The organism is Facklamia sp. P12937, from assembly GCF_050409505.1.
GTDB lineage: Bacteria > Bacillota > Bacilli > Lactobacillales > Aerococcaceae > Facklamia.
In genome coordinates, this window is the sequence record NZ_JBNUPI010000018.1 from 1 (window position 1) to 12,259 (window position 12,259).

At 37.6% G+C, this 12,259-nt stretch carries 9 protein-coding genes; 3 read left to right on the forward strand and 6 right to left on the reverse strand.

Features of this window, described 5'->3' with window-relative positions; genetic code table 11:
- Positions 1–123: 123 nt before the first annotated feature.
- The 6 genes from ACQV2R_RS07135 to ACQV2R_RS07160 form a co-directional block, all read right to left on the reverse strand.
- Positions 124–2,403 carry an RNA degradosome polyphosphate kinase gene (locus ACQV2R_RS07135; RefSeq protein ID WP_428892016.1) on the reverse strand — a complete coding sequence of 760 codons (2,280 nt, stop codon included), beginning with the start codon at positions 2,401–2,403 and terminating at the stop codon, positions 124–126.
- 23 nt (positions 2,404–2,426) lie between these two features.
- On the reverse strand, positions 2,427–3,980 hold the full coding sequence (locus tag ACQV2R_RS07140) for a Ppx/GppA family phosphatase (protein ID WP_428875099.1): 1,554 nt from the start codon (positions 3,978–3,980) through the stop codon (positions 2,427–2,429).
- Between the two features lie 42 nt (positions 3,981–4,022).
- A complete protein-coding gene (locus ACQV2R_RS07145; protein ID WP_428873297.1) occupies positions 4,023–4,508 on the reverse strand; it encodes a nucleoside 2-deoxyribosyltransferase in 486 nt (161 codons plus the stop codon).
- Between the two features lie 159 nt (positions 4,509–4,667).
- The gene (locus tag ACQV2R_RS07150) at positions 4,668–7,139 is read right to left on the reverse strand and encodes a heavy metal translocating P-type ATPase (protein WP_428892017.1); all 2,472 of its coding nucleotides are present in this window, start codon (positions 7,137–7,139) and stop codon (positions 4,668–4,670) included.
- Positions 7,140–7,162: 23 nt separating this feature from the next.
- On the reverse strand, positions 7,163–7,369 hold the full coding sequence (locus tag ACQV2R_RS07155; protein ID WP_428873300.1) for a heavy-metal-associated domain-containing protein: 207 nt from the start codon (positions 7,367–7,369) through the stop codon (positions 7,163–7,165).
- A gap of 17 nt (positions 7,370–7,386) precedes the next feature.
- Complete coding sequence (locus tag ACQV2R_RS07160) at positions 7,387–7,836, reverse strand: CopY/TcrY family copper transport repressor (RefSeq protein ID WP_428892018.1); 450 nt, start codon at positions 7,834–7,836, stop codon at positions 7,387–7,389.
- 136 nt (positions 7,837–7,972) lie between these two features.
- On the opposite strand from ACQV2R_RS07160, the gene ACQV2R_RS07165 reads away from it, so the two are divergent.
- The 3 genes from ACQV2R_RS07165 (at position 7,973) to ACQV2R_RS07175 (ending at position 12,251) form a co-directional block, all read left to right on the forward strand.
- Positions 7,973–8,977, forward strand: coding sequence for a DUF4349 domain-containing protein (locus tag ACQV2R_RS07165; RefSeq protein ID WP_428892019.1), 1,005 nt, complete (start codon positions 7,973–7,975; stop codon positions 8,975–8,977).
- A gap of 121 nt (positions 8,978–9,098) precedes the next feature.
- Positions 9,099–10,076, forward strand: a complete 978-nt coding sequence (gene pta / locus ACQV2R_RS07170; protein ID WP_428873305.1) for a phosphate acetyltransferase — start codon at positions 9,099–9,101, stop codon at positions 10,074–10,076.
- 144 nt (positions 10,077–10,220) lie between these two features.
- Positions 10,221–12,251: an amidase family protein gene (locus ACQV2R_RS07175; RefSeq protein WP_428873307.1), complete on the forward strand. Its 2,031-nt coding sequence runs from the start codon at positions 10,221–10,223 to the stop codon at positions 12,249–12,251.
- Positions 12,252–12,259: the final 8 nt, after the last annotated feature.

The window sequence follows — 12,259 nt, forward strand, 5'->3', positions numbered from 1 at the left end:
CAGAAGCTCCCTATTTTTATTTGTTTTATGTCACATATGTATTATCGTCTAACAAAATATAGTTTATTGATAAACTTATTAGAAGATAAAAAACTCTGTCCATTTAGGGACAGAGTCAAAATTTTATAGACTGCGTAACCAAGCTAAGAAGCGTTTGATTATAGAAGGTTCTTGCGGACTTGACAGTTTAGTCTGATTATCACGAGCGGGATTTAGTTTACTGAGTCGAATTTTGCGACTCTGTTTTTCTTTAGCTAAGCGCTCATCGAGATCTTTTTGACGTTGGCTGGCTCGCTCGATTAAAATTTCTTGCGAGTTGATTTTTTGGTCTTCAATGATAACTGGGCGGATATATTCGCCGTTTACTTGCAGTTCACGTGCTTTCATATTATCAGCTAATTGAAGCTCTAAATAGTCCACTATATCGGCCTCGATATCCTTATCTAAGATCGGGAATTCAATTTCGACACGCTTAATCATATTGCGCGTCATCATATCAGCTGAAGAGAGGAATAGGTGGTTATCACTATTATGGTTAAAGTAATACACACGGGAATGTTCCAAAAAGCGACCAACAATTGAACGTACACGAATATTATCAGATATTCCAGGAATGCCCGGTTTCAAACAGCAGATACCTCTAACAATTAGATCAATTGAAATACCCGCTTGACTGGCTTCATAGAGCTTTTGGATGAGGGGAAGATCGGTTAAGGAATTCATTTTAGCAATGATACGACCATTACCGTATTGTTTTTGAAAAGCAATTTCCTCATCAATATAATCCATTAGAGAATCCCGAATGGCAAAAGGTGAAACATGTAAATGTTTATAATCTGGCAAGCTGCTATAACCACTTAAATAGTTGAAGAAATCAGTAGCATCATCCGTTAAACCAGGGTGCGTCGTAAATAAGCCCATATCGGTATAAATTTTTGCTGTTTTGTCATTGTAATTACCTGTTCCTAGATGAAGGTAAGGTTGGATTTTATTATCCTCCTTGCGAATGACCAGTGAAATTTTGGAATGGGTCTTTAGTTCACTAACACCATATAAAACGTGACAGCCTGCTTCTTCTAATTCTTTGGCCCAATAAACATTATTTTCTTCATCGAAACGTGCTTTTAGTTCCACCAACACGGTAACTTCTTTTCCGTTTTCGGCAGCGGTTTTTAAGGCTGAGATAATGGGAGAGTTTTTAGAAACTCTGTAAAGGGTCTGTTTAATGGCAATGGTTTGAGGATCTTGAGCAGCGTACGCTATTAAGTTAACTACCGGATCAAACGAATCATAAGGGTGGTGGAGGAAGATGTCATGGTCTTTGGCCTGGGTGAATAGGTCTTCTCCTAAATGTTTGGGATTCAGGTAGGGTATATGCTCCTCAAATAAGAATTGAGGGTTATTTTCACCAATTTCTTCTCTTAAGGCAAAAAGGAAAGTTAAATCGAGCGGCCCGTCAATTAAGTAAACAGCATTTTCTTCCAACTCAAAAACTTCTTGTAGATAAGTAAGGTTTTGTTCAGAAAAATTCATTAAGCGTGAGCGGTCAATTTCAAGCCGGACAGCCATTCCATTTTTTCTTTGTTTGACATAGTCTTCAATTAGAACTAACAAATCGGAAGCACCGTCTTCTGCAATTGAAAAATCTGCATTACGTGTAATTCGAAAAGGATAAGCAGCCACAACTTCATAGCCTTCAAAAATACGATCAAGGTGGTGGATGATAATGTCTTCCACTAAGACGATGGTATGGACTTGTCCTTCAATAATGAAATAACGTTCAATCAGCTGAGGAATAGGAAGAATCGCTCGATGCTCTTTGCCATCCTTTTCCAGCTTAACCATAATGTTTAAAACTTTATTGACAAGGTGAGGGAAAGGCCGGTAGGCATCGATTCCTAAAGGAGAAAGAGTCGGTAAGAGTAAGGTCTTAAAGTAATAGTCTATTTCTGCTTGTTCAGATACGGACAATTCACCGATGGACTTCATTTGGTAGCCAGTATTTGGCAAGAGAGGCATTAATTCATGGTAGCGTTGGTATTGTTTAGCGACATTGCGTTGATTGCGCTGACTAATGTTTTCTAATAATTCTTCGGGTGTTTGGCAGGTTTTATTTTCAGAAACCTCCACACCAGCAAGGTATTGATCATAAACTCCCGAAACTCTGACCATAAAGAATTCATCGAGATTTGAAGAGGCAATGGCTAAGAAATTTATTTGTTCCAGTAAAGGATTGGTCATATCATAAGCATTGTCAATACAACGTAAATTAAAGTCTAGCCAAGATAATTCGCGGTTAAAATAAAAGTCAGGATTATCAAATTGTCCGCGATTTTTTCTTGAGTTAGAAATGCGCTTATCCTTATTCACTGTTTTCTTTTTCTTTTTTTTGGTCTCAGTCATTTCATTTCTCCTCTCAGTTTTCTTTAAGCCTCTAAGTCAACATACTTTAGTTTTAAGCTTCCATCTAAGCTACGAGCAATATGTTTGGCGTGACGATCTGCTCGATATTGCTCGGCTACCACAGGGCCATTGTGATAAAGGGTTAGGATATAGTCTTTTTTCTTTTTTTCTAATTTAATATTTTTAATCGGAGAAGTTTTAGAATCGTTTAATGATTGGCTAAATTTTAAAATACCTCCTAAAGCTTGTAGTTCTTTTATATCTTCACTACTAAACCAATTGCTGAAAGACTGACAATATTGATTGAGTAAAGATTTATTACGATAACTGCTTAATAAAGCTAAGCGGACACGGTCGCGATGTGAAAAACCGGCCAAATCCATATTGGATAAAAGATAGAAAGTTGTCTGGGAATCAGCTTCTTTAGAGATGAATTGGCCACATCGGTAGAGATAACTTGCCATTTCTAATTCAACTTGCTGAGCATAGGAATAATCCATTTGTCCTAAATCAGTCAGTTGTTTATAAAGATCGATCGCTATTTTACTCCGAATTTCTGCAACCTTTGGATGCACTTTGAAATCACGACATACTTTGGCGACACTTCGAACGTGAATATGCTCAGGATTAATAGGCTGGTTAAAATGATCATTCAAGTAGTAAGTAATAACACCATCTCTCAGCCCTTGTCTAGAAATGAATAGGGTAGGCGCATTGACGATTTGAAAAAGCTCAATTAATGCTAAGTTAGCTGGAATAATGATGTCAGTTCGATCAGAACTTAAACCGTCAATATCTTGCATATCTTGGTAATTTGTTGACTGGAATAGGTCGAGTGTGGTGTTTAGATTTTTTTCAGAGAGTCGATAACCATGTAAGCCAGCAATGGGATAATTCTGTAGGCGTTGATGAACTTGAGCGATATTACGCGCAGAACCACCGACCGCAACGATCGGGTACTTAACCTTCTTTAGCCAATCCAGTGACTTAAAAGTTTTTTGTAAATAGCGTCTTGTCTTTTCAATGGCTGTTGAATCATTATGGTCTTTATCTTTAAAGAACTTTTCCTTCAAGCTGACTACGCCAAATGGAAAGGAATGGTATTGTTTAATCTCTTTGTTTTCTGACAAGGTTATTTCACAAGACCCTCCGCCCATATCGATAGTCACCATATTACGATTAGGTAAGGAGTGCGAAATAGCGTACTGGCCCAGCGAAGCCTCTTCTTTTTCTGATAAGATGCGAATTTCAATGCCAGTTTCTTCTAATACCCGCTGTATGATTTGCTCTTGGTTAGCTGATTGACGAATAGCTGCTGTAGCAAAGACAATTAACTCCTCAATTTTATGTGCTCGAGCGGCATAGTTAAAACTAGCTAGCGTTTCAGTTAGTTTCTGAATCCCTTTATCAGACATCATTACCTGGTCGTTTTCATCTTTATTCAAGTATTGAGATAAACGTGCAGGCGCTTTAAGGTTAGTAATTTCATGAACATCATAATATTGATCGATTGCATAAATCACCATACGAATAGTATTTGAACCGATATCAATTAAACCTACTTTATTGGAATACATATATTTCCACCCATCTATTGTGACTTAGTAACATCTTGGTCTTTATTTTTTATTTAAGACTTCTTCAATGGCAGCAGCAATCTCGGAAGAGTGAGAAACAACCTTTCCGTTAAGTTTGATCAATCCCACAGTGTATAAGTTAACATAGGCGAACTGTGATTCTGCAACTTCTTTGAGTGCTTCAATTTTTTGAGGGTTATCCGCGCCTTGTTGACGGGAGTCTGAAAATAGACCAATAATAGGAATGCCGGCTTGGTAGGCAATACCAATTTCACTGGCTACACCTGGATCAATGGTTTGTCCATCTAAGACGGCCAAAACGATATCACTTGCTAGCACTGCTTCCGTATCCAAACGAGCAATCATCTTTGAATCGGCATAGGCTTGCTTATCGTTAATTTCAGTTTGTTCTTGTGGTAAGAAAATATCTAAAGAAGGTATGGCTTGTCTTAATTCATTAGCAACTTTTTGGTTGAAGGCTAGTTCCATTTCATTAAAAAGGGGACTTGCAAAATATAATTTAGTCATGATTAAATCCTTTCTTTAAGTAAGTTTTTTAATTGCTGATACTTCTATTATAGTAAATTTTTTTAGTTTGGTGTATCAATTCTAGGAATTCCATGAAAATTAATTGATTCACAAAAAAGGAGTGGCTCAACTTGAGCCACTCCTCGAATGAGTTGTTAATTATTCAGCAAAAAATTTTAAGCGTAGAGCATTAAGTAAAACAGAGATAGAAGAAAAGCTCATAGCTAAGGCGGCTATCATTGGGTTAAGTAAGGGACCACCAAATAGATAGATAACGCCCATCGCAAAAGGAATGCCTATCACATTATAGAAGAAAGCCCAGAAAAGGTTCTGTTTGATATTGCGGATAGTCGCATGACTCAAATTAATAGCGGTCGGAATGGTGGTTAAATGGTTATTCATTAACACAATATCAGCAGATTCAATCGCAATGTCGGTCCCAGACCCGATCGCCATGCCGATATCAGCTTGTGCTAAAGCAGGGGCATCATTAATGCCATCACCGACCATAATCACTTTATTGCCGGTTGCTTGTACTTCCTTCACAATACGTGACTTGTCTTCAGGCAAAACTTCGGCAAAGACTTTATCCACTCCTACTAATTGACCGATATGTTCTGCTGTGGCTTGATTATCACCTGTCACCATCATCACCTTAAGACCCATTGCTTTGAGAGTTTTTATTACTTCCATACTCGATTCTTTTATCGGATCTGAAATGGCTAATAAGCCTTGGAAATGGCGGTTAATTGCATAGAAAATAACAGTTTTGGCTTCATGACTCAGTTTATCTGCTAGTGAGAGAAAATCTTGAGGGATGGGTTGGCTTAATATTTCTTCCATTAAACGCTGGTTACCAATATCTATGTTTTCGCCATTAATCTCAGCAGTAATTCCCTTACCTGTAATTGATTGGATTTGCTTCAAAGCCTGATATTCTATGCCGAAACTTTCGGCATAATCGACAACTGCCTTGCCAAGAGGGTGTTCTGAGTTGGCTTCAACACTTGCTAACTTACTTAATAGAATAGCTTTATCTTTTTCATCAACAGGATAAAAATCAGTCACACTCGGTTGACCTTGGGTGATAGTCCCTGTCTTATCAAGCAAAATAGTATCTGCTTGGTGAGTAGTTTCTAGACTGGCACTACTTTTAATTAAGATCCCTTTTTGTGCAGCATTACCTGTTCCCACCATGATAGCTGTTGGAGTGGCTAAACCAAGCGCACAAGGGCAAGCGATAATTAAAACACTAATAAAAATCTGTAAACTGAAAGTTAAGGATTGATTCATTATAAAGAACCAGAATAAACCACTGATTAAGGCAATCACCATAACAGTTGGGACGAAATAAGAAGCTACCACATCAGCAAATTTAGCAATTTGAGCTTTGGAAGATTGAGCTTCATTAACTAATTGAATAATTTGAGAAAGCGTAGTGTCTTGCCCTACTCGTTCTACCTTCAGGGTAAAGCCACCGGTTTTATTTAAACTAGCTCCAGTTACGCAGTCGCCTTTGCTTTTATTAACCGGCATGGCTTCACCAGTTAACATCGATTCATCGACACTGGATTGACCTTCAAGAATGATTCCATCCATTGGAATGGTATCTCCAGGTCTAATTTGCAAATGATCTCCTGGTTGAATTCGTTCGGTTGGAACAATTTCAATGGAGCCATCCTCTTTAATTCTACGTGCCTCTTTAGGTGCTAAATCCATTAGGGTTTTAATCGCTGAAGAAGTTCGTCCTTTAGCAATGTCTTCTAAATACTTGCCGATTGTCATTAAAGAGACAATTACTGCAGCTGATTCAAAGTATAATTCAATCTCTTGACTGTTTTGAAGAGGATTGATGAATAGAAAGAGCGTTACGACTAGACCTTGAACAAAAGCGGCTCCACTACCTATTGCGACTAAGCTGTCCATGTTGGGGTGGCCATTCAAAAGACTCTTGAATCCACGAATAAATAAATCTTTACCTAAATATAAAACAGCACTACTTAAAATCATCTGAATGAGGGCATGAATGCTTGGATGTTGCTTTATTGAAAGAGAATCCGGAATAGGAAGGCCAATCATTGGACCCATTGCTAAAAGAAAGAGTGGCAGAGTGAACAGGACCATACCCATAATTTTTTGCTTGGACTTTTTTAAATATTGCTGTTCTCGCTCTAAATCTTTTTGATATTGTTCTTCAGGAGAAATAATTAAACTGGCATTATAACCCGCTCTTTGCACCGCCTCAATCGCTTTATCTGGCTGGGCTTTATGATCCCACTCAACATTCAATGTTGAAGTAGCAAAATTGACTTGAGCAGACTGAACGTCCGACAGTTGATTGGCTGCTTTTTCAACTGTTTGCGCACAAGAAGCACAAGACATTCCCTCAATCCGAAAGTTTTGAATGAGCGCTTCATTAATCGAAGGTAATAGCTGATAGCCTGCCTTTTCTACTCGATTAGCCAGTGTCTCAAATGTGACCTTTTGTGGATCAAAATTGACTTTTACAGAGTGGTTCAGTAGATTTACTTCGGCTGTTTCAACACCCATTGTTTGATTAAGCGTTTTTTCGACTGTCATTGCACAAGAAGCGCAGGACATTCCATCAATAGTATAAGTACTTGATTGCATTTTAGCCCTCCTTTAGGGATCGATTATTTGCTTAAATGATAGTGAGTATCTTTAAGCACATGATTAAAATCTTCCATAGCTAAAAAGTCTTGATGCTCAATAGTAAGCTCTTTAGTATCCACTTGGATATTTACTTTTTCAACTCCATCCATTGATAAAAGCAAATCTTGAATAGTTTGAGCGCAGTGGCTGCAAGACATACCTTGGACTTTAAAATCTTGTTTTTTCATGATAATTCCTCCATTAATTAATGAGACCATGAGTGACATTGACATTGACCGACTGGGCAATTACATTTTACTTGGCTTGGAGCCTGCTTGCCCTTATCCTGCAATTGTTTTATCAGCTGTTGACAATCAGCTTGTGATAAGATGACATCATTAATTATTTGATGAATAAAAGGAGCCTTATCTTTATTGCAAATGCGGCTCAGTAGCTTACTTATTTCTGCATGAACCGCCTCTTTTTCAGAAATATTTGCTTGATATTGATAGGGTTTATGTTCTCCTTCAAGAGCCAAATGTTCTTTTTGCAATAAGCGGTTAATTAAAGTTTTTATAGTAGCTTCTTTCCAATCAGAAAATTGACTAGCAGTATCGATAATTTGGCGTGAAGTAAGTGAATGATGGGCCCAAACTATCCGCATAATTTCCCATTCTGCATCAGTGATCGATGGGACTGAAAGACTTTCTTGCATAAGAAAACTCCTCTCTGATTACACATGTAACTTCACTTAAAGTTTACAACTGTAGACATCAAATTGCAAGTCATAACTTAGTCTTTCATTAAATTTACTAGTATAATAAAGAAAAATATCTGAAGGAGTAAATAAAATGAAAAAGTACTACAAATTATTGATTTTAGTAGTAGCAGTTACAATGAGTTTAGTAGCTTGTGAAAATTTTAATCAAAGCTCTTTTAAGTCAGAAAAAACCCCAGACCAAATTCTTAATGATTCCATCAATTTGGATAATCAACAGATGAGAATGACTAATGAAACTTATCAAGAAGAAGTAGCTGCTGACCAAGCCTATTTGATTCAAAAGGCAGACTTATATTTTGAGACCTTAAAATATGAGGAGGCCAAACAAGCTTTATTTGAAGTGATTGAAAAAAGCAAAGGCAGCATTCACTATCAAAATGAGTATTTGATAGATGGTGGACAATTTTCTGATAGTGAGCAAGAGTTGCGTGAGTTAATTTTGACTGCGCGTATTCCACAGGCGAACTTTAATCAAACAGTTGAGAAACTCCAAGACCTGCCGGATGTTTCTTTGCAATCGTCAAGTAGAGGGTCCCAAGATGTCACTCGCTCGGTCAATGATATTGACATCCGTTTACAAGCCGTAGAGGATCGTTTAGACCGGTTAAATGCCTTATTAGATCAAGCAGAAAAAATTGAAGAAATTGTCCAAATTCAAACTGAAATTGAAAATGCTATTATTCAAAGAGATCAATATTTAGCCGAACAAGCTAACTTGGAAAATCAAATAGAACAAGCCACTATCAATATTACTTTGAGTGAGCGCTATGTTCTAGCAGAAGAACGCAATCAAAATTATTCCTTTATAGGTCGTATAGCTAATACTTTTAAAGAAGCTTTGATTTCTACCAAGTGGATGCTAGAAAATCTTGTTTTATTATTGGTAGCATCTTTACCCTTCTTAATGATTTGTTTGGCAATCTATTTATTGTATCGCTTATTTTTTAAAAAGATTGCCGATAATTACCGTAAATACTATCCTCAAAATGAGAAAGAAAATCGAATGTTAAATCGTGCTAAACATGAACAGAATATCAAACAGAATTTCCATCCAAGTGAAACAGATGAAAAGTAAATGAATCTGATTATATACCTTATCCCAAAGACTAGATACAATTTTAAATAAAAATATTGAGAACAATTTTATAAAAGTGTATCATTAAGAGTAACAGTGAATATTAAGGAGTGATCGAGCAATGTTTCAACAGTTACAAGAAAAGATAAAAGGAAAAGGCATCAAAATAGTGTTTCCTGAGGGGACTGACCCACGTGTTTTAGGAGCAGCAGTACGCTTGCATGCCGAAGATATTGTGGAACCGATTGTTTTGGGTAATAAGGTAGAAATTAAACAACTAGCCAATGAAAAAAATTGGGTGATTGAAGGGATTACTCTCCATGACCCTGAAGAATATCAAGCAATGGATCAATTGATTGAAGCATTTGTTGAAAGACGTAAGGGTAAGAATACTAGAGAAGAAGCTATTGAACTCCTAAAAGATCCTGCATACTTTGGGACCATGTTGGTTTATACCAATCAAGCGGATGGAATGGTATGTGGAGCCGTTTACTCAACAGGAGATACAGTAAGGCCTGCTTTACAAATTATCAAAACACGACCAGGCGTAAAATTAATTTCAGGAGCCTTTATCATGGTTCCACCTCATACCAATGGTCAAAAATTAGTGTTTGCAGATTGCGCTATTAATATTAATCCTGATGCACAATCTTTAGCTGAAATTGCGGTAGAAAGTGCTAAAACAGCTGAAATCTTTGGTATTGATCCTAAAGTGGCGATGTTAAGTTTTTCTTCTTATGGATCAGCCAAATCACCAGAAGTAGATAAAGTGGCAGAAGCGACTAAAATTGCGAAGCAATTAGCACCCGAATTGACCATTGATGGTGAAATGCAATTTGATGCGGCTATTGTTCCTGAGGTGGCTGCACAAAAGGTTCCTGGGTCTATTCTTGATGGACAAGCGACTGTCTTTGTTTTCCCAGAAATTCAATCTGGAAATATTGGCTATAAGATTGCGCAACGCTTAGGTAATTTCCAAGCTGTTGGACCAATTTTACAAGGACTGAATAAACCCGTTTCAGACCTTTCAAGAGGGTGTGTAGAAGAAGATGTGTTTAAAGTAGCGATTATCACAGCCAACCAGGCTCTAAATAACTAACCTAAATAAATTATAAACCAAGCTCCTCAAGCAGATTTTTGATTGAGGAGCTTTTCTCATGCAAATCTAATGAGAATCATTTTCACATTTGTGAAGAACATGTTACAATGGATTTTGTGAAAAATTACTTATTGGAGGAAATCAATGAAAAAAAGTTTAATGAAGCGACTCTTATTGTTGTCAACCCTTGCCTTAAATAGTTTCACGCCACTTGCAGTGAATGTAAACGCTATGGAATCAGATGTAGAAAGCTTAAATTCCAGCTTGCAATCTATTCAAGTAAAATCAAATCCAGAGATAGAATCTGACAAGGCTGTGATTCCTGGTGAAAGTGAAGAAGAACCACAAGAAACACCTGCTAGAATGGAAGTTGATTCACAAGGTGAAGGCGAAACACCTTCACAAACTCCCTTAACTATTGAAGAATATAAAAAGTTGGACGCCACAACACTTGCTGAAATGGTCAGAAGTGGAAGAACAACAAGTAAAGAATTAATTGAATTTGCTTTTCAAGTAATCGAAGAAACAAATCCTGATTTAAATAACGTTATTTCAACACGCAAAGAAGCTGCTTTAGCTGAAGCTGAAGCGATGGAAGATACTGGTCAGCCTTTTTATGGTGTGCCGATGTTAGTGAAGGGTCTAGGTCACTCTGTGGAAGAGGGTAGCAATACACTCGGCTTCAAGTTTTTGGAAGATCAAACATCTTCTAGAGATGGTCGCCAAGTAAAAGCTTTTAAAGAAGCAGGCTTTATTGTAATCGGTCAAACTTCTTATCCGCAAATGGGTTGGATCAATGTAACTAATTCTGAATTGTATGGTGACACACATAATCCTTGGAATTTAGCCCATAATCCGGGAGGATCTTCAGGGGGATCTTCAGCAGCTGTCGCAATTGGGCAAGTACCAGTCGCAAGTTCCAGTGATGCCGGTGGTTCTACTAGAATTCCAGCTTCTTGGTCTGGTTTAATTGGTTTACATCCATCGAGAGGAATTTTAACATGGGATAGCAGCTCAATAAACAATCAAACCACCCACTTTGCAGAGACTAAATCAATGCAAGATACAATTACACTTTTTGAGACCTTATTAAAAGAAAAGACGCGTGAACATGTACTGCAAGGAAGCTTTGACAAGACCACTCCCATAGCCTACACAACCATGACTCCTGCTGGAACGCCGATATCAGAAGATGCTATTCAAGCAGTTCGAGAGGTAGCCAATTTCTTAAAAGGTGAAGGTTATTTAGTCGAGGAAGTAGCTTATCCAGTAGATGGAAAAAAATTAATGGAGCAATACTACATTCTTGCTTCTTCGGCTGCTGGCTCTTTGGACTACATAGCAAAGAGACCACTTGGTCGACCAATTCAAAGAGAAGATGTGGAATTGCTAACTTGGGCTTTATACCAAACATCAAAGGATTTAACTAAAGAAGATGTAGCTGGAGCTTGGGACTATATCCATCAAGTGACAGAAGATATGAACGCTTTCTATTCAAAATATCCATTTTTATTAACAGCTACTAATGCTTACCCAGCTCCAAAGGCTGATTATAATCATATTAGTCCAGAGCTGGCTGAAGTAATGGAAGACATGTCTGGTTTGAGTAAAGTTGAAAAATTACAAGTAATTTATGATCAATGGTTACCAGCGTGGACTTTGACTCCTTACACTCAATTGGCTAATCTAACTGGTACACCTGCACTGAGCTTACCAACATATTTGACAGATAAAGGACTGCCGATGGGTGTAATGTTCAACACATTTGCTAAAAACGACCGCAGTTTACTACAAATTGGGAAACTGTTAGAAGAAAGCAATCGCTTTATTACCTACTATAATCGTCCGAGTGATGATAAGGAATCAAATCCAGATGTGGAGCCAGATACAGACAACATCTTAAATCCATTTCCGGGAGCGGATGAAACAGTAGGAAATGGGGCAGATACTCAAATTGAGGACTTGGATGACCAAAGCAATATTGAAGAACAGGCTGAAGACAATCATTTATCCAATAGCCCTTCTTCACAACCAGTCGTAAAGGATCATCAAGTTCAAGCCACTGATTCAGCGAAGGATACACTTCCAAACACTGGGGAAAGTGATCAGCTGGTCATGTACAGTATAAGCCTTACTTTATTCGGCATCGCCGGTTACTTCGTTCGTAAAAAATAAGGCAATTT

Bases quoted from the DNA above. Each gene is read 5' to 3' on its own strand.
- ACQV2R_RS07135 (WP_428892016.1), bottom strand. From the start codon at position 2,403: ATGACTGAGACCAAAAAAAAGAAAAAGAAAACAGTGAATAAGGATAAG.
- ACQV2R_RS07140 (WP_428875099.1), bottom strand. From the start codon at position 3,980: ATGTATTCCAATAAAGTAGGTTTAATTGATATCGGTTCAAATACTATT.
- ACQV2R_RS07145 (WP_428873297.1), bottom strand. From the start codon at position 4,508: ATGACTAAATTATATTTTGCAAGTCCCCTTTTTAATGAAATGGAACTA.
- ACQV2R_RS07150 (WP_428892017.1), bottom strand. From the start codon at position 7,139: ATGCAATCAAGTACTTATACTATTGATGGAATGTCCTGCGCTTCTTGT.
- ACQV2R_RS07155 (WP_428873300.1), bottom strand. From the start codon at position 7,369: ATGAAAAAACAAGATTTTAAAGTCCAAGGTATGTCTTGCAGCCACTGC.
- ACQV2R_RS07160 (WP_428892018.1), bottom strand. From the start codon at position 7,836: ATGCAAGAAAGTCTTTCAGTCCCATCGATCACTGATGCAGAATGGGAA.
- ACQV2R_RS07165 (WP_428892019.1), top strand. From the start codon at position 7,973: ATGAAAAAGTACTACAAATTATTGATTTTAGTAGTAGCAGTTACAATG.
- pta (WP_428873305.1), top strand. From the start codon at position 9,099: ATGTTTCAACAGTTACAAGAAAAGATAAAAGGAAAAGGCATCAAAATA.
- ACQV2R_RS07175 (WP_428873307.1), top strand. From the start codon at position 10,221: ATGAAAAAAAGTTTAATGAAGCGACTCTTATTGTTGTCAACCCTTGCC.